This is a genomic window from Lactonifactor longoviformis DSM 17459 (assembly GCF_900129135.1).
In the GTDB taxonomy this organism is placed as follows: Bacteria; Bacillota; Clostridia; order Lachnospirales; family Lachnospiraceae; genus Lactonifactor; species Lactonifactor longoviformis.
On sequence record NZ_FQVI01000002.1, the window covers coordinates 209,642 to 228,607 of the forward strand.

Here is an 18,966-nt window from a genome sequence, read left to right on the forward strand (position 1 = left end):
CAAATACTCTTCAGCCTTTCCTTATAGTATCCCTCATGGTCCCTTTCTATTCTTCTGTCACAAAAGATTCTTAACAGACTTTCTTTCAATCAGCGACGGAGCAAAATACGTATCTCTGGCCGGCTCCTGTTCCTCGCCGGAAATTCTTTTGATCATTAGCTCACAAGCCCGTTTCCCCATTAGCTCTGCCGGCTGCTGAATGGTAGTAAGAGGCGGATTCAGCAAATCACAATAGGGGATATCGTCAAATCCTACCACTGAAAGATCCTCCCCGATCTTAAGCCCGTGCTCTGCCGCATACTGGTAAACACCGAGAGCCATCAGGTCGTTGCAGGCAAAAATCGCCGTCACATCCCGTTCCTCAAAATATTCCGCCGCACGATACCCGGAGCGGGAGGAAAAATCCCCGTAGTAAATATTCTCCCTGGCAATGGAGATTCCGTAGTACACCAGTGCTTCCTTGTATCCTTCCAGCCGCTTTCTGCAGTTATAGACCTCTCTTGGCCCTGAGACAATCCCAATATCTCTGTGGCCTGACAAAATCAAGTGCTCAGTTGCCAGATATGCCCCCTGCTTATTGTCCCCTGTTATGAAATCGCAGAACACACGGTCCACGGCACGATCCAGAAGCAGAAGCCTGATTTTAGTGCGCTCAAAGAACTTGCCCATTTTCATATTATTGTCATTGAGATTCATATCTATGGGAGGCATTGCTATAATCCCTTCCACCCGCAGATCAGCCAGCATTTCCAGATACCCCAGGCAGCGCTCCATAGAATTCTCTATATTGCACAGGATAACCTTATACCCGTTCACTGCAGCATGATTCTCAATCCCCTTGACACACTGGTTAAAGAATGGATTGCTGCAGTTGGGATGAATCACCCCTAAAAGCTTCGTTGCCGGCTCATTGGCAGCCTCCTTGGCTGTGTGCCTGTATCCCAACTCCTCCGCTGCCTTTATAATTCTCTCTTTTGTCTCCTGCGTTATTCTTGAGGGCCTGTTGTTCAAAACCAGAGATACACTGGTCACAGATACCCCTGCCTTATTCGCAACATCCTTTACTGTTACTTTCATAAACTTCTCCCACAATCTTGCTGTACCTATTCCCGATATGCATATACATGCCGGAAGTATTACAGAGTTCTTTAGAATTATTATAACGGTTTTGATAAAATAGTCAATATTTTTATCAATATTTTTTTACCAGATTACCAACAGGCGGATGAAAATCAGTAGAAAGACCAGAATATGATAGTTTTGTGTATATGAAGTTAGGGGTAAAATAGTCGGCGAGCGGAGTGTCGCAGACGGACGGATATAGGAGGGAGCACCGGGGAGACAGGGCCAGGCCAGGGGCGGCTGGCTGGCTTGGGCGGGAGGGAGGCCTGGGATCCGCGGACGATTCCGCAGGAGTGAGTAGAGAGTCTTAGGCAAAACCGGGATTCACGCTGGAGATTTTTTCGGCAGTCCAGGCCGAAAAAAGTGAGCATGGGCAGAGAATGCACATCAAGCATTCTTTGACCATATGAACGGTGCTCCGGCGGGGGGTCCGGTTTTGTCTTAGACTCTCTTCGCAACGAAGGTGTCCGCGGACCCAGGCCTCCCTCCCGCCCAAGCCAGCCGCCGCAGGATTTCTCTCACCGTCCCCCCGCCATCTGCACCCGCCGTCTTGAATACCCCTGAGCCGATGTCCAAGTTGCACTGCCAATTTCCAATTATCACAATCCCCTCCCCGAAAAGGGAATTTGGTTGACTGTAACCATCAAACTCCTTATAATACAAACATAGGCTAACATAAGGAGATAAAAAAGTGAAAAACATAAAAAGAATTGCCGCTCTTACAGGAGTAGTTCTCCTGGTCGGCATGTATGTCATGACTCTGCTATTTGCCCTGTCCGGCCGTCCCGATGCTTCTTCGTTGCTGATGGCCTCCCTCTATGCCACTGTCATTATTCCCGTTCTATTATATGCTTTTATGCTGGTATACAAATGGCAGCACCCCAAAGAGGCTACTGCCTGCCAAAAGAAGAACCAGGAATCTTATAAGGAAGTATACCAGATCGATACCATTATCTTTGACATTGGGAAAGTACTTGTGAATTACGGGTGGCTGGATGTTCTCCAGAATCTGGGATATGACGAGGATACCATAGAAGCGGTTTCCCAGGCGGTGTTCCTGAACGAGGACTGGATAGAAGGGGATCGCGGTGTTTTAAGTGAAGAGGAGCTGCTGCAGGCTTTTATTGAAAACAATCCTGCCTACGAGCCCCAAATCCGGGAAACTTTTCAAAACCTTGGAAAAACAGTACATACTTACGCATACACGGAAAAATGGCTGGACGCTTTAAAAAATAAGGGCTACCGGGTTTATATCCTTTCCAATTTTTCAGAGCCTCTTTATAAACAAGCCAAAGATGAACTTTCCTTTTTGTCAAAGGTCGACGGGGGGTATATGTCTTATCAAATCAAGCTGCTGAAGCCAGACCCTGCGATCTATCAGCGGCTTATAAAAGATTTTAGCATAGTGCCTGAGCATGCGGTATTTCTGGACGACCTTTTGGAAAATGTTGCAGAAGCACGTGCCCAAGGTCTTAACGCCATTCATTTTACCTCCAGAAGAGAAGCCGTTGCTCAGCTTCGGGAATTTGGAGTACGATAAAGTTTTATCTAATAGTAAAAGCCGCAGATTAACTCTCTGCGGCTATGAATATGTAATTTCTCAATGTGTATAGTCCAAAAATTTAATGCCTTCCCCCACATCTTTTGCGATTAATTCTTTCATTCTTTTGGCAAACGGACAGGGATATCCAATAGGGGTTCCTTTCTGAATACAGCTGGCAAAAACTATAGTGTCGGCGCCCCGCCTGATCAATTCCCTTGCTCTTAATACTGCTTTTTTGGCAGGACATCCGCCGCAGTTAATAAAACCGATAATTTCTATCTCCTCTGTAACCCCTTCAAATACTCCCGCCCTCTCTCTCACTACCTGAAAATCTGCGGTTCCAGGACAGTAGTCCTCTGTCTGCATACATCTGATAATCCCAATTTTCATAAGCAAATCCTCCCTTTATGCTCCGCATGACACATGGGGCTGGAAGCCCCTTCACGGCCAAAGTACAATCAGTTCACTTTTCTCCATGTCATCTGGCAAGTTCACAGCTTCAACTGTTCGTTAAAGTATATCACAAAGAGGATTTAAAATGAAGCGCTGCATAGAATTCTCTCCTATGCAGCGCTTCTGAGTTTATCTGTAAATAATATCATCACGCCCCGGCCCATTGGATATCATGGTGATGGGGAAACCTATCTTCTCTTCCACAAATTCAATATACTTTCTGCAGTTCTCCGGGAGTTCTTCATATGTTTTTATTCCACGGATGTCTGCCTTCCACCCAGGCAGCACCTCAATCACAGGCTTGGCTTTTTCCAGCATACAGGTTGTGGGAAAGTCCGTGGTAATACTGCCGTCAATATCATATGCCACACAAACAGGTATTTCCTCCAGGTATCCCAGTACATCCAAAACTGTAAAAGCCACGTCTGTGGTTCCCTGCATTCTGCAGCCATATTTGGAAGCAACAACATCGAACCATCCCATACGTCTCGGACGTCCGGTAGTGGCACCATACTCGCCGCCGTCGCCTCCCCGTCTGCGGAGTTCATCTGCCTCTTCCCCGAAAATCTCAGACACAAACGCACCGGCTCCCACTGCGCTGGAGTATGCTTTGCACACTGTAATTATTTTCTTTATTTCGTAAGGAGGAAGTCCCGCACCGATTGCACCGTAGGCTGCTAAAGTAGAGGATGAGGTTACCATAGGATAAATCCCGTGATCCGGATCCTTTAACGACCCCAGCTGGCCTTCCAGAAGAATTTCTTTGCCCTCTTTCATAGCATTCCACAGATACAGAGAAACATCACATACATAGGGTTCTACCATACTCTTATATTCCATTAGTTCCTGGAATACCTCTTCCGGCTTAAGCAGAGGTTTATGATAAAGGTGTTCCAGAGTAACATTTTTCATCTCACAAACCCGGGATACCTTTTCCCTCAGGGAAGACTCCTCAAACAGCTCGCTTACCTGGAACCCGATTTTTGCATATTTATCGGAGTAGAAAGGTGCAATTCCTGATTTTGTAGAACCAAAAGACTTGCCCCCCAGACGCTCCTCCTCATACTCATCGAACTTAACGTGGTAAGACATTACCATCTGCGCACGGTCCGAAACTTTAATTTTAGGAGCGGGCACTCCCCGTTCTACAATCCCTTGTATCTCATGAAAAAGAATGGGGATATTGAGCGCAACCCCATTCCCGATTACACTTGTTGTATGATCGTAAAATACACCGGAAGGCAGTGTGTGTAATGCAAATTTCCCATAATTATTAACGATGGTATGGCCTGCATTGGCCCCGCCCTGAAATCTTACTATAATATCGGATTCCTTGGCCAGCATATCCGTAATTTTTCCTTTTCCCTCGTCTCCCCAGTTTGCTCCCACTACTGCTTTTACCATGTCAGATCCTCCTGATAAAATCCATTGTACTCTTATTTTGCCTTTTTACGAATCAAGTATACTATAAGATTTGACATAAGTAAAATCAATGTTTATTATAGATTATATAACTATAAATTATGTGATTGCATTACCGAAAGGAGAGCAGAGACTTTGAATATCAGCTTGGAATACTATAAGATCTTTTACTATGTTGCCCGATGCAGCAGTATAACTCTGGCCGCCCAGAAGCTGTCCATCTCTCAGCCGGCTGTGAGTCAGGGAGTCCGGCAGCTGGAGACAATTTTAGGAACACGTCTCTTTGTCCGCACTCCCAAAGGAGTCCGGCTTACCGCGGAAGGAGAGGTTCTGTACAGTTATGTCTCCAGGGGATATGAATCTATCCTGGCCGGAGAAAACAAAGTAAGGCAGATGCTGAATATGAATATGGGAGAAATCCGCATTGGGGCCAGTGATATGACCCTGCAGTTTTATCTTCTCCCCTATCTGGAACAATTTCATGAACGGTTCCCCAAAATAAAGGTAAGCGTCACAAACGCTCCCACCCCTGAGACACTTCGCTATCTCCGTGAGGGCAAGATAGATTTCGGAGTAGTCAGCACACCTTTATCCGCTCCCAAAGAAATCCAAATCTCTGCCGTCAAAGAAATTCAGGACCTTTTTGTGGCCGGTCCAAGATTTTCCCATCTGAAAGGCCGCCCCCTTCACTTTAAAGCATTGGAGGATCTGCCTATCATCTGTCTGGAAAAAAGCACAAGCACACGTTCCTTTATTGATCAGGAACTTGCCTCCCATAGCGTAGTACTCCAGCCCGAGTTCGAACTGGCCACCAGTGATATGATCGTACAGTTTGCCATCCGTAATCTGGGCATCGGCTATGTAATGAAAGAATTCGCCCAATCGCAATTAACAAGCGGAGAACTCTTTCCCCTGACCTTTCACGAAAAACTGCCCAAAAGGCATTTCTGTATTGTAACAGAAAAAAAAGCGCCGCTGTCAACAGCGGCACAGAAGCTATTAGAGATCACCGCCGCCGAAACGCAATAAAGAGCAGGGCGCTGATTCCCATCAGTATAGGATAAAACAAATACGGCATAATACCAAACGGCGTCAGACCGCTCAAAGATGCCGCGGACAGCAGCTGTGCTCCGTACGGAATGAGCCCCTGCCCCACAGAGGCAAAAATATCCAGCAGGGAGGCGCTTCTTCGGGGAGCGATCTCGAATTCTCCGCTTATCTCTTTTGCAATGGGGCCGGCCATAACGATGGCTACCGTATTATTGGCAGTACATGCATCCACCAGAAGAGCTAAAACGGCAATGCCAAGCTCTCCCCCTCTTTTCCCACGGATTCTCCGTTTAATAATGTATAAAATATACTGTATGCCCCCGTAAGCCTTTACCAGAGAGACAATGCAGGCTACAACAATAGAAATGACCGTAATGTCATACATTCCTGTAATTCCCTCTCCCACCACCTGGAAAATCTGTCCCAGAGGGATCGTCCCTGCCGCTACCCCCACGATCAGGGACAGTACAGTACCTCCTATGAGGACTAAAAAGACATTAATTCCAATCAGGGCGCCGATGAGAACCAGCAGGTAAGGGACAACTTTTATGAAATCATAATCCAGATTGGTGAACTTCTGAGCCTTACCAGCTCCGGAGATAACAAAAAAGAGCACTGCTGTGATAACAGCTGCCGGCAGTACAATCAGAAAGTTCTCTTTGAATTTGTCTTTCATCTCGCAGCCCTGGGTCCTAACGGCAGCGATAGTAGTGTCAGATATCATAGACAGATTATCACCAAACATAGCGCCGCAGACTACAGCACCGATACAGATGGCAAGCGAAACCCCTGTCTTCTCGCTGATCCCCACGCCGATAGGCGCCATAGCCGCAATGGTACCCATGGAAGTTCCCATAGAGATAGAGATAAAGCATCCAATCAGAAAGAGGCCTACCACTGCAATGCTTGAGGGCATAATGCTAAGCCCCAGATTAACCGTACTCTCTACCCCGCCGGCTGCCTTCACCGCACCTGAAAAAGCACCTGCAGACAGAAAGATAAGGCTCATAGTCACAATATTCTCCTCCCCTACCCCTGCAGAAATCGCAGTGATTTTCTGAGAAAAGTCCAGTTCTTTATTTTGCATAAATGCCACAAAAAGTGCGATAAGAAACCCTACAATCGCAGGCATACTGTAAAAATCCCCAGTAATGCAGCCTGCTCCCAGAAAGATAACCAGAAACACACCGATGGGTAAAAGTGCTCTCGGATTTCCTTTTTCTTTGTTCCAACTCATATTCCTTCTCCTTTTCAATCGGGGACAGGCCGGGGTGCAAAAGGGGACGTGTTCCTTCCAGGAGGAACACGTCCCCTTTTTCCCTCTTTTTTGTCTGTCCTATACAGTAATCTCGGCAGTCATGCCCAATAATTCCTTATTCTCCTCCAGGATCGGACGGATTACCTTAGACAGGAATGCATCTACCTGTTCTTTGGCCCGTCCCGTGTACTTAGAGGGATCCATTGTCTTTTGGAGTTCCTCCAGTGTAAGGTTGAAGGCAGGGTCTGCTGCAATAAGCTCCAAAAGATTATTATCTCTTCCCTCTGCTTTTACATTCCTTCCGGCCTCCATGGAAAGCTCCCGAATGCGTTCGTGAAGCTCCTGTCTGTCACCCCCGGCTTTGACGGCATCCATCATGATGTTTTCTGTTGCCATAAAGGGCAGCTCCGCCATAAGGCGCTTTTCAATTACCTTGGGATACACTACCAGGCCGTCTACTACGTTCAGGCACAGGTCCAGAATCCCGTCAATGGCCAGGAAACCTTCCGGTACACTCAGCCGTTTGTTAGCTGAGTCGTCCAGGGTTCTCTCAAACCACTGGGTTGCGGATGTAATCGCCGGATTCATGGCGTCTACCATCACAAATCTGGAAAGGGAAGCAATGCGCTCGCTTCTCATAGGATTCCTCTTATATGCCATAGCGGAGGATCCAATCTGACTTTTTTCGAAGGGTTCCTCTACCTCTTTTAAGTGCTGCAGCAGTCGGATATCATTGGAGAATTTGTGTGCACTGGCAGCGATCCCGGCCAGAACATTTAAAACTCTGGTATCTATTTTACGGGAATAGGTCTGTCCTGATACCGGATAGCACTCCTTAAATCCCATTTTTTCCGCTATCATAGGATCTATCTTCTCTATTTTTTCCTGATCCCCGTCAAATAATTCCAGGAAGCTTGCCTGCGTCCCTGTAGTTCCCTTAGAGCCCAGAAGCTTCATATTACTTAAAACATAGTCCACGTCTTCCAGATCCAGTGTAAACTCCTGTATCCACAGAGTCGCCCTCTTTCCTACCGTTGTAGGCTGTGCAGGCTGAAAATGTGTGAATGCCAGGGTGGGAAGCCCTCTGTATTCCTCTGCGAACTTTGCCAGTTCCGCGATAACATTAACCAGTTTCTTTTTTACCAGTTTTAAAGCTTCTGTCATCACAATGATATCTGTATTGTCACCCACATAGCAGGAGGTTGCCCCCAGGTGGATAATCCCCTTTGCCTTGGGGCACTGTACCCCATAAGCATACACGTGTGACATCACATCGTGGCGCACCTGCTTTTCTCTCTCCTGGGCCACAAAATAATTGATGTCCTCCGCATTTGCTTTCATTTCATCGATCTGCTCCTGCGTAATATTAAGTCCCAGCTCCTTTTCCGTCTCTGCCAGCGCGATCCAGAGCTTCCTCCAGGTACGGAACTTCTTGTCCGGGGAAAATAAATACTGCATCTCTTTGCTGGCGTAGCGCTGTGACAAAGGGCTTTGATATCTGTCTGTATTCATGTATTCTCTCCTCTATAGTTCAAAATCGCCGCGGATGTCTTCCTTCGGGGGCTCCATGGGATAGGTTCCCGTAAAGCATCCCCTGCAGATTTCCAATCCGTCTGTGAGTTCCTGCAGCCTGTCAATCTCAAGATATCCCAGACTGTCAGCTCCGATTTTCTCACATATTTCTTCTACGGTGCGGTTATAGGCCAGCAGCTGCTCCCGTGCAGGCACATCTGTTCCAAAGTAACAGGGCCATAAAAACGGCGGAGAGCTGACTCTCATATGCACTTCTGCAGCTCCGGCATCCCTGAGCATCTTCACAATTCTTCCGCTGGTAGTCCCCCGGACAATCGAGTCATCAATCATTATAATACGCTTGCCGGCCACTACCTCTTTTAATGCATTTAATTTCACACGGACACTGGATATCCGGCTGCTCTGTTTTGGTCGGATAAAGGTCCGGCCCACATAGCTGTTCTTCACAAAGGCTGTACCATAGGGAATCCCCGATTCCAAAGAGTACCCCAGGGCTGCGGCATTTCCTGATTCGGGTACACCCACAACCAGATCCGCTTCCACCGGGGAATCCTTTGCCAGAGCTCTTCCCGCTTTGATTCTGGACGCGTAGACACTGACACCGTCAATATGGCTGTCCGGACGGGCAAAATAAATATACTCGAAGATACAGCGCGCATGTTTCTTTCTTGGCAGGCACATACTTTTATCAGAGACTATGCCCTCTCTGGTAATCACCACTAGCTCTCCGGGTTCCACATCCCTGACAAATTCTGCACCCACGGTATCCAAAGCGCAGGTTTCAGACGCCAGAATATACGAATTGTCTCTTCTGCCGATGCATAGAGGCTTAAATCCGTACGGATCTCTGGCCCCAATCAGTTTTCTGGGGGACATTACAATCAGCGAATAAGCTCCCTCCATCTTCTTCATGGCATTCCTTACCGCTTCCTCCACAGATTTTGTTTTTACCCGCTCTCTGGCAATGTGGTAAGCAATTACCTCGGAATCAATGGTGGTCTGAAAAATCGCTCCACCGTACTCCAGCTCCTTTCTGAGCTCCAGGGCATTGATCAGATTCCCATTGTGGGCAAGTCCCAGAGTACCCTTAATATAATTCAGAACTAAGGGCTGGGCATTTTCCCTTGTACTCGCCCCTGCGGTTGAATAGCGGACATGTCCCACTCCTATATCCCCATGAAGGGATTCCAGTGTTTTTTCATTAAATACTTCATTGGCCAGCCCCATTCCCTTGAAGGAACTGACCTTCCCCTTGGGGCCATGTGTATCGCTTACGGCTATACCGCAGCTTTCCTGTCCCCGGTGCTGAAGGGCAAACAGTCCATAATAAATGGTAGATGCCACGTCCTGTCCATCCAGGTCATAGATGCCAAAGACACCGCATTCTTCCCTTAATTTATCAGTCACTTCACCTTGTTCGTGTATCATATCTTTATTCATGGACGCAACCTTTCCAGTCTGTCAATTAAAGTCCTAAACGGCTGAATACTTCGTTGTACGCTTCCTCTACATTACCCATGTCGCGTCTGAAACGGTCCTTATCCAATTTCTCATTGGTATTCACATCCCAGAGTCTGCAGGTATCCGGGGAAATCTCGTCTGCCAGAATAATCTCTCCGTGATAACGGCCGAATTCAATCTTAAAGTCAATTAATTTAATACCGGCCTGTAAGAAATACTCCTTTAAAACTTCATTTATTTTCATTGTGTATTCTCTGATCTGGTCAATTTCTTCCTGTGTGGCAAGTCCCAGAGCAAGCGCATAGGAATCGTTGATAAAGGGATCCCCAAGGTCATCATTTTTGTAACTGAACTCAAAGGTAGGACAGAGGAGTTCTCTTCCTTCCTCAATGCCCAGCTTCTTGGAAAAACTTCCCGCTGCCACATTACGCACAATAACCTCCAGGGGGACAATCTCTACATGCTTTACAGCAGTCTCCCTGTCACTTAATTCTTCTATAAAATGAGTCGGTACTCCGGCTTTTTCAATCAATTGGAACACGCGGTTGGACATGCGGTTGTTGATAACGCCCTTTCCCACGATGGTTCCCTTCTTCTCCCCGTTAAATGCAGTAGCGTCATCCTTGTAGTCAACAATTACCACATCTTTGTCCTCTGTTGCAAATACTTTTTTAGCTTTGCCTTCATATAATTGTTCTAATTTTTTCACCTTCGTACACCTATCCTTTTTCCATAATAATAGTTTAAATTTACACAAGGATTATATACCATACCTATGTAAAAAACAAGCCTAACTTCGGCAATTTCCGGGCCTTTCTGACACCAATATTTTTTCGTCTTTAAAAATATATTTTTGTTTTACCAGAATTTTACCAAGAGAAAAGCAGCCCGGGTTCCGGGAGGCAAAAAGACCTCCTTTGTCCGCTGCTGCTTCATACTGCTATGCCTGATGAAACTTTCCAAGAAACTCTTTCATTCTGGCATGTTCCGTAGAGAACACCTCCTCAGGCGTTCCTTCTACCGCTATGACTCCCTGGTCCATAAAGATAATTCTGTCCGAGATATCTCTCGCAAAGTTCATCTCATGGGTAACGATTACCATAGTGATATCCATATCTGCTAAAGATTTTATCACTTTCAGCACTTCCCCTGTAAGCTCCGGATCCAGGGCCGATGTCGGCTCATCGAAAAATAAAATCTTCGGATTCAGGGCAAGCGCTCTGGCAATGGCCACCCGCTGGCACTGCCCCCCCGACAGCTGACAGGGATATGCGTTCTCTTTTTCCTCCAGCCCCATCTTTTTCAATAGGCTCCTGGCCTCCTGATATACTTCTTCCCTGTTCCTTTTTTGAATATGTATGGGGGCGTCTATAATATTTTTCATAACAGAATAGTGGGGAAACAGGTTGAAATTCTGGAATACCAGTCCAAAGTAACTCTGGAGCTTCCGTCTCTCTTCCCCCTTCTTGTATACCGGCTTGTGATTCTCCCCTATATATGCGGCCCGTTCCCCCAGATAGAGGATCTCGCCTCCGTCAATCTTTTCCAGCATCGTGGCGCAGCGGAGCAGGGTGGATTTACCGGATCCGGAAGGACCTATAATAGAAAGAATCTCTCCTTCCTTTACAGACAGGGAGATATCCTTTAAGACGCCCAGCCCGTCAAAACCTTTTTCTATATGGTTCATTTCCAACAGATACATCGCACATCCTCCTAATGGTAGTAATCCATCTTCTTCTCCAGTTTTTCCATTATCAATGCTACAATCAGATTAAATACATAGTAGAAAATTGCTGCCGCCACAAAAGGCAGCATGCTCTTCTGGGAAGATGCAAGCGCCTTTGCCATGGTAAACATCTCCAGATAAGCGATGGCAAACGCCAGGGAAGTATCCTTCACAAGCGTGATAACCTCATTGGTAACAGAGGGAAGGATTCTCTTAAAAACCTGGGGCATGATAATCTTAAAAAACGTCTGGCTTTTATTATACCCCAGAAGCTGCGCGGCTTCGTACTGCCCCGGTTCCATGGATTCAATGCCGCCCCGGTATATTTCCGCAAAATATGCCGCATAATTCAGTGCAAACCCTATGATAACCGCATAAAACCGGTACTCATTTGTAACTCTTATTCCCAGCAGAAAATACGGTCCAAAGTACAGCACCATCAACTGGAGCATCAGCGGTGTTCCTCTCATTATAGATATATAAACCTTGATGACGGTTCTGACTATCACATTCTTTGACATTCTTCCGAATGCCACCAAAAGCCCCAGGGGCAGTGAAAAGATCAGAGTAAGAACAAAGATCTGTATTGATGCCAGCATCCCCGCTGACAGCTGACCAAAAATCTCCAGTAGATTCATAGCAGCGCTTCCTCCTAATTGTTTATCGTTTGCAATCCAGCCGGATACATACAGTATGCGGCATCTGCTGGTGAGAGGCCGCACACTTTTATTATACCTTTATTTACCCACTGTAGTGATATCTTCTCCAAACCATTTGGTTGAAATTTCAGCCAGTTTTCCGTCTGACGCCATCTCTTCCAGGGTGGACTGCACCTTATCTCTCAAGTCCGTATTCCCTAATTTGAATCCAATTCCGTATTCTTCAGCCTGCAGTTCATCATCCAGAATGGTAAGCTCTTCCCCTCTGCCCTCAATCTGGTAAGCGGCGACTACCTTGTCCATGGCTATGGCGTCCACTGCCCCCTGCTGCAGATCCATGACAGCTGTGTTATAATCCGGTACCGTCTGAAGCTGTGCAAAGGTGCCTGTAAGATCCGGATCTTCCTTTAAAGCTGCCTCCGCAGAAGAATCTGCCTGAACTTCTACAATCTTCCCTGCAAGATCCTCTCTTGTTTTAATAGAAGAATCTGCCACAACAAATACCTGTGCATTTTTAAGATACGGTTCTGACCATGTATACTGATCTTCTCTTCCGGTCATAGTAAAGCCGTTCCAGATACAGTCTATGGTTCCGGAATCAAGCTCCATATCCTTGGCATCCCAGGAGATTGGCTGGGGAACAAATTTCATTCCCAAACGGTTTGCCACTTCCTCCGCAAGCTCCAGGTCAAATCCTGTGAACTCTCCGTTCTCATCCACAAATCCCATCGGAGGGAATTCCTGGTCGAATCCAACGGTAAAGGTATTGTCATCCGATGCGGCTTCGTCTTTTGCATCCTCAGAGGCATCTGCCTTCTTTTCCGTATCCTCTGTTTTTGCATCTTTTTCCCCGTCGGCGGAATCGGATGAGTCCCCTGTATTGCCGCAGCCTGCCAGCATAGCGGCAGTCATAACAGCAGCCAGTAATGTTCCAAGTAATTTCTTTTTCATTTTAATACTTCCTCCCACATTTTTATCTATTACTCTTTTAGCATGAGACAACTCTACCATACTAAAGCGTAAGAAAATACTAACACGAAGCACTGCTTCTTGTCAAGAAAATACGCCGTTTCCTCAAAAGCCGGTGCTTCTATGATAGTCCCTTGTCAGACTTTTCAAGATACCGTCTGTATCCTTAGATGCAGCTGCCTGTCCAATGCTGCTGGCAGCCTCTTCAATCTCTCTTACCAATTCCTTTTTCGTCTGGGTGTCCACTCCCATCCTGGCGCATTCCTGCTCCCACTCTCCGGGTGAACTGCACAGATAGCAGGCGATTAGATAATGCTTCAGGGATGCCTTTGTATGAAGTTCTTCATAGGCCCTGGCAAAGCAGAGTACAGCTTCCTCCAGCTGAAAAAGGTTCAGATAGGCGCATCCCATATTGTGATGAATCTCACCCACAAACTGTTCCCCAAGATTGGTATCCTCCACCAGAGTCACGGCATCCTCATACACTTTGATAGCATTCACATACATATGGTTCTCTACCAGGTAATCCCCTTTTTTCTTCTGCCGGATCGCCGGAGGCTGTGCTTCCAGAACTTCCAGCTGCTGGTTCATCTCTTTGAATTCACTATGGTTCAGATAATTAATCTCCTTAAAGACAGAGAGGATAAAGTTCCCGATGCTCTCATTGTTTTCCAGTGTCCGGTACAGCTTGTGATAGAGCTTTTCCAAGCCCAATTCCTTCCGTATCCAGTCACACAGCTGCTCGTTGATGATTGTATCATCCAGCAAATAGATATTGTGATACAGATAATAACATAATTCTTCTATGGTATAAATATTTGTGCTGATACTCTCAATATAATACGGCATCTGCGCCTTTCTTACCTGGCATAATATGTAACCGCCCATCTGCTTCCTCCTCTACCATGATACCTTCTCGGTCCATACCTGACCGCTGGCTGGGAACATTTCCCCAAATCCCATGTCCGTTACTGTAATTACACACACAGATGCGGATTCATATTCTACCCGGATCTGAAGTCTTGTGGTTTTATTGGGCCGCTTAGGCAGCCCCGGAAGCTTCATGCTGTACCGGGTACGGATCTTCCCTTCCATGGGATTCACAAGGAAGGTAAGCTCCTCCGTATTATCTAATATAATTTCAAATTCCCTGATACATTCGTACCAGTTATTCCCTGCCTCTATAATGGGATAATATGCCTGAGAGCCCTGCACAGCCATCTCCATGCCTATATTGCTCTTTATGAGTCCCTGGCCGCTGAACAGGTAGTTTTTCAGATTTCTCTCCTCTACCTTTTCCCTGGCGCCGTAGCAGGCCCCCTTCACAAACAAGTTATTTCCATAGAACACGTGTCTTCTGTTTTTGCAGAGGAGGGGAACTGACCGGACGGCCCATTCCTTGTCAAAGCCTTCTCCCACAATGTAGATGCTGGAATAATTGTCGGTCCCGAACGACTCATGTATCAGCTGATAGAATTCTAAGTCCCGCTCCGCAGGATCCTCAGACAGTTGGATGGTCTTCCCCCTCAAAATTCTCACAATCATAGGCTTTGTCTTCTGATCAATAACCAGCTGCGCAAAAGACACCTGATCTCTGTCAAAAGTAAACCAGGCTACCTTTCTGCTCCAGTACTCGGTCTTCTGATTCAGTACATAGCAGAAGAAGCTCTCCTCAAAATCCTGCAGAAAACACCTTTTCCTTGAAAATCCAATCTCCCCGCAGGCTCTCTGAAGATTATGCACCATTGCCTGGGTGAGATGTTCCGTGGTTATCATCAGCGCGCTTACCTGGCGCACCAGATCTGACACTCCCAGGAGCTTCATTGTCTCCTTCAGATATGCGCCTGCTACCTTATAGGGTTCCGTCAGCTGTCCGTCCACCAGAATCTCTTCCTCTTGATTCAGTATCCCGAAGAAATCATCTATCATAATCTCCCCCTGCTGAGAGGCAAAATATTCGGCCTCCAGCCCCAGGTGCCATACATCTTCTCCCGGCTTTTTGGAGAGGCTGGTGGGAAATGGATACTGGTTGCTCCCTACCTTTGGTGACAGGGAGATGGGTTCCTTCTCTTTTCTGTCATAATAACAAAGCTGGGAAGTCTTAGAACCTAGTTCCAGTCCCACAATTATATTCTTTGTCTCATTCATGTTCTTTTAGGCCTCCCTATTCCGTAATCCTGAATAATTGCTGTATGACCGCTTCTCTCTCCAGATATTTCTTTAATATAGTTTTGAGCTCATCCTCTTTTCCAAGCTTTTTCACTGCCAGCATCTGGTTCAGCATCTGATACTTTGTATCACCTGAGGCATCTACCTCTGTGACAGTAATGGTTCTGGGTTCCGTGGTATAAGTCTCCCCGTCTTTTTCCGCCTGGAAATAATACGTTAACATTTCACCGTAGAAAAGTACAAACTCTTTGCTGTAGATCCCCTGGTACATCTCTTTAAGCGGCTCACTTTTATAATCTCCTGCTTTTCCCTCTTCCTCCAGGCAGTAGTAGAGGGTCACCCTGGAGTGAAGCCCTGCCCGGTACTCGGCAAAGACCTTGTCCTCCAGCTGGTAGGAGCGGAGATATTCTTTCGGGAACGCCTGGAAAAAGGCAAACCGAAGCCCCGCTCTGCTGCATTCCCAGAGCAGCCTGCGCACCAGCTTCTCTTCCTCCGGATTCCAGTCCCGTGTCACAGAGAGCCATTTCAAAAGGGCAAGCTTGCAGATCATGTCAGATTCCCACTCTTTTTCTGTGATCTTCTCCAGGCACTGGAAGATAAAGATATCTGTTTCCTTTCCTCCCAGGAAATAGCCGAATGCTTCAAAGGTCAGATAGGCCAGTATCACCTGTTCTTTTCCGGCCTGCTTCAGGTAGCTTTCCAGCACTTTAGGTCCCTGGGGAAGGTACCTTCTCGCAAACATGCTGTAGGTGAGTATCTTCTCCTCCAGCTCATAGGCTTCTATCTGGAAGCCCTGCGTGCTCTGCCACAAATGTGCCATCTCCTCTGCAGGCCCCTCATAGAACATAGAGAGGTAATGCAGAATAATATCATCATATTTGCCCTGGCCGTATACATACCACCCCAGAAGAACCAGTTCCTCTTCGTATTCAAACTCCATATTCAGAATCATTCTGCTGCAGAGTTTCAGCAGAACCTCTGTATCCACACCCTCATATCCAAATTCGCAGAGGAGATCAAAGGCGCCTACATACATGCCCTGATTCACCAGTATTTTAACCAGAAGGGGCTTATTCACTTTTGCAAATCCCTTAAAGTCCATTTGCCGCAGATAATCCTTCAGATTGTCATTCTCTACATTCTCCTGGAAATATTCCAGGATGCGCTGACGGATGCACTGCCTGTATTCTGTTTGAAATGAGGGATCGTCCACAATTTTATGAAAACAGCCCACATTGTCTTTGGTAATCTTCTCGGAATGATCCAGTTCCCCGCACACATGAAGCAGGAATCCGGAATGATTCACTTCTGAAGCGGCAAGCAGAGAAACTGCTTCTTTTTCATCCAGCAGCTTCTGGAGGTTATAGTCTACTGTCCCCATATACCGTCTGCGCTTTTCATCTTCGAACAAGATCCTGGCATCCGGGGTATATACAGAGATATACGCCACGCCGTCCACACAGGGGTACGCCTCTTCCTTTTTCAGAGCATCGTGGCATACGATTACTTTTCGGATTTTTGCATCCTCCAGATAAAGCCGGTGAATAAAAAGCACCTTTGCCAGAGCAGCCCTTTCCTTTATTTCTCCCGGATGCATACAGAACTCCTGGTACAATACCGCATAATCCTCATTCATCCGCCCTTCTGAAAGCTTGGTCCAGGCAAATGCCTTCATAGCGTTTTTATAACTCAGATAGGTATTCTTATCCGTGCTTTTGTTTCGGATAACGTTGCTGTACACAAATGCCTTCTTGCTGTCACTGAGTGTGTTATTGTATGCAAAATACATGCGGATCACCTGGGGAAGCGTCCCCTGGTAATTGCGGCTCATGGTTTCTATATAATATTCATACAGACGTGTAATGCGCAGTTCCTCTTCCACTGCCCGTTCATACCACTGAAAATACTCTTTTTTTCTCGGATTGCCCTTCATCAGAAGCTTGCAGACTGCGTCCAGAAGCTCTCTGGATGGGTACTGCTCATATGCCTCCGCCATAAGTTCATAAATCACCTGGTGAAAAGATTTCAGGTATCCTGAGAGGTATGCCGTTCTGCTAACAATTTCCTCTGTGAGCAGGCCGTATTTCTTTGCGAAGAATAATACCTGGATATAAAATCTATTGATTTTACGGAAAAGCAGAACATTCTCCTTTATCAGGCGAAGGGCTTCCAGATACAGGAAGGGACTGCGGCACCCAATCTCGTACTGCGTCTCCAGTTCATACAATTTTTTGGATGGAGTGCGGTAAGCCTCGCTGTCCTCCTGCAGCAGAATCCAGAGCAGAATAAAGCTGTCCTCCTGCATCTGAGATAAGGTGTGAAGACGCTTCAGATACTCTTTGCGCTCCAGATTCAGGCGCCCGGTGCATGCAGTCAGATACAGATAGCAGCCTTCTATCTCCGGCAATTCCTCCAGTGCCGTTGAATTCTCCAGCTTTTCCAGCACCTCGGCCGCCTTGTCAAGGAGTCCGGCGCGATAATACAGATACGCCTCCAGAAGCTCATAGCCGGTATCCACATAGCCAGTTTCCTTCAGCTCCTCCAAAAGAGAAAGGCTTTTATCATACCATTCCTTAAAGAGGATGCGGTTCACAGACATCTCCAGATACTGCCTGGCCAGCTCATACTTCTTTTTCTTTTCATAGGCAGATACATTCACCTGTATCTTATTATGCCTGGAAGCCACTACTTGAAACACCTGGGTTTCATACACGGTCTTTACAATGATTCTGCCGTAATTTTTCCCTCTGCCCAGGTACTCCCTGCGGACTATATATTCCAGACCATAGACACTGCCTATAAAATCCTCTGTGGTGATTACTTTCTTTTCTACCTCCAGAAAATCTCCCTGGACTGACACTTCTGCCCTCACATAGCCCCAGCCGTTCCTGTGGAGCATCAGCGTATCCTTTAAAGAGCCTTCCACCTCATAAAGCTCCACCGACTCTCTTCCCAGGGAAAGTTTAATGGGTTCTTTCTTTCCGATGCCGATGAGGAATTCTTCCAAATGCTGGTAGGTCACTGGGTTCACAGACATTCCCCGGTACGCCAGCCAAAGCTTCTCATCCTCATGTCGGAGCAGCCCTGCAAACGCCTCGTCTACAAAAAGATGAAAAGCTTCTCTGAAATCAGCCTTTGCCAGGGTCACAAACTGATCAAGCGTCCGGATCTCTCCCACAGAAGTGCGCACCTGATTTCCCAGTACGGCTACTGTAAATGGAACCTGATACTCTCCTATATCTGTGCTGAGGGTTAGTGTCCCTTCACACACATCCCCCGCCTTCAGTCCCTTCACGTCTACCACATAGGGCAAAGCTGCCGTGGTTCCGGAAAACCGCTCCTTTCCCAGGAGGAATCTTCTGTGGGAAGAAGCTGCAATTCCTTTTATCTTTCTCTGATCTTCTGCTCCCAGATGCAGCTCTCCACGGCAATTCTCCCCCGCCCTGGTCTGCAGTACAATACTATCCTGGGATAACAAAAGCTTAGGTACTTCATATTCATATCTACCGTTAATTAGCTGTTCTATTCTTCTCTTCAAAGTATTCACCTATACCCCGTTATCTCTTGAACTATTTATCATATCTCGCTATAATGGATTATA

General features: G+C 46.7%; 15 protein-coding genes. 2 read left to right on the forward strand and 13 right to left on the reverse strand.

The genetic code is table 11. From position 1 onward, the window contains the following. Positions 1–57: 57 nt before the first annotated feature. Positions 58–1,077: a LacI family DNA-binding transcriptional regulator gene (locus BUA56_RS03485; RefSeq protein WP_072849023.1), complete on the reverse strand. Its 1,020-nt coding sequence runs from the start codon at positions 1,075–1,077 to the stop codon at positions 58–60. A 736-nt stretch (positions 1,078–1,813) separates the two neighbouring features. Here BUA56_RS03485 and BUA56_RS03495 point away from each other — a divergent pair. Further along, positions 1,814–2,662, forward strand: coding sequence for an HAD family hydrolase (locus tag BUA56_RS03495; RefSeq protein WP_072849026.1), 849 nt, complete (start codon positions 1,814–1,816; stop codon positions 2,660–2,662). Positions 2,663–2,722: 60 nt separating this feature from the next. Here BUA56_RS03495 and BUA56_RS03500 read toward each other — a convergent pair whose 3' ends face one another. Both BUA56_RS03500 and BUA56_RS03505 read right to left on the reverse strand, forming a co-directional pair. Continuing rightward, positions 2,723–3,055, reverse strand: a complete 333-nt coding sequence (locus BUA56_RS03500; RefSeq protein ID WP_072849028.1) for a CGGC domain-containing protein — start codon at positions 3,053–3,055, stop codon at positions 2,723–2,725. Between the two features lie 192 nt (positions 3,056–3,247). Next, positions 3,248–4,522, reverse strand: a complete 1,275-nt coding sequence (locus BUA56_RS03505; RefSeq protein ID WP_072849031.1) for an adenylosuccinate synthase — start codon at positions 4,520–4,522, stop codon at positions 3,248–3,250. A gap of 153 nt (positions 4,523–4,675) precedes the next feature. On the opposite strand from BUA56_RS03505, the gene BUA56_RS03510 reads away from it, so the two are divergent. Then, complete coding sequence (locus BUA56_RS03510) at positions 4,676–5,569, forward strand: LysR family transcriptional regulator (protein WP_072849033.1); 894 nt, start codon at positions 4,676–4,678, stop codon at positions 5,567–5,569. Here BUA56_RS03510 and BUA56_RS03515 read toward each other — a convergent pair. From BUA56_RS03515 to BUA56_RS03560, 10 genes are all read right to left on the reverse strand, one after another. Then, positions 5,547–6,827 carry a Na+/H+ antiporter NhaC family protein gene (locus BUA56_RS03515; protein WP_072849035.1) on the reverse strand — a complete coding sequence of 427 codons (1,281 nt, stop codon included), beginning with the start codon at positions 6,825–6,827 and terminating at the stop codon, positions 5,547–5,549. The two genes, BUA56_RS03510 and BUA56_RS03515, sit on opposite strands and share 23 nt — an antisense overlap. A 99-nt stretch (positions 6,828–6,926) precedes the next feature. Next, on the reverse strand, positions 6,927–8,360 hold the full coding sequence (purB, locus tag BUA56_RS03520) for an adenylosuccinate lyase (protein WP_072849038.1): 1,434 nt from the start codon (positions 8,358–8,360) through the stop codon (positions 6,927–6,929). A 12-nt stretch (positions 8,361–8,372) separates the two neighbouring features. Next, positions 8,373–9,809 (reverse strand): amidophosphoribosyltransferase, encoded by a 1,437-nt coding sequence (purF, locus tag BUA56_RS03525; RefSeq protein ID WP_242946718.1) that lies wholly within the window; start codon positions 9,807–9,809, stop codon positions 8,373–8,375. 37 nt (positions 9,810–9,846) lie between these two features. Next, entirely contained in the window at positions 9,847–10,551 is a 705-nt protein-coding gene (purC, locus tag BUA56_RS03530) for a phosphoribosylaminoimidazolesuccinocarboxamide synthase (RefSeq protein ID WP_072849042.1), read from the reverse strand. Between the two features lie 231 nt (positions 10,552–10,782). Further along, a complete protein-coding gene (locus BUA56_RS03535) occupies positions 10,783–11,544 on the reverse strand; it encodes an amino acid ABC transporter ATP-binding protein (RefSeq protein WP_072849044.1) in 762 nt (253 codons plus the stop codon). Between the two features lie 11 nt (positions 11,545–11,555). Further along, positions 11,556–12,206, reverse strand: a complete 651-nt coding sequence (locus tag BUA56_RS03540) for an amino acid ABC transporter permease (RefSeq protein ID WP_072849046.1) — start codon at positions 12,204–12,206, stop codon at positions 11,556–11,558. A 99-nt stretch (positions 12,207–12,305) separates the two neighbouring features. Continuing rightward, on the reverse strand, positions 12,306–13,178 hold the full coding sequence (locus BUA56_RS03545; protein WP_072849048.1) for an amino acid ABC transporter substrate-binding protein: 873 nt from the start codon (positions 13,176–13,178) through the stop codon (positions 12,306–12,308). Positions 13,179–13,301: 123 nt separating this feature from the next. Next, on the reverse strand, positions 13,302–14,084 hold the full coding sequence (locus BUA56_RS03550) for a hypothetical protein (protein WP_072849050.1): 783 nt from the start codon (positions 14,082–14,084) through the stop codon (positions 13,302–13,304). 12 nt (positions 14,085–14,096) lie between these two features. After that, positions 14,097–15,344: a DUF5716 family protein gene (locus BUA56_RS03555; RefSeq protein ID WP_072849052.1), complete on the reverse strand. Its 1,248-nt coding sequence runs from the start codon at positions 15,342–15,344 to the stop codon at positions 14,097–14,099. A gap of 16 nt (positions 15,345–15,360) precedes the next feature. Next, positions 15,361–18,903, reverse strand: coding sequence for a DUF5717 family protein (locus BUA56_RS03560; protein ID WP_242946719.1), 3,543 nt, complete (start codon positions 18,901–18,903; stop codon positions 15,361–15,363). Positions 18,904–18,966: the final 63 nt, after the last annotated feature.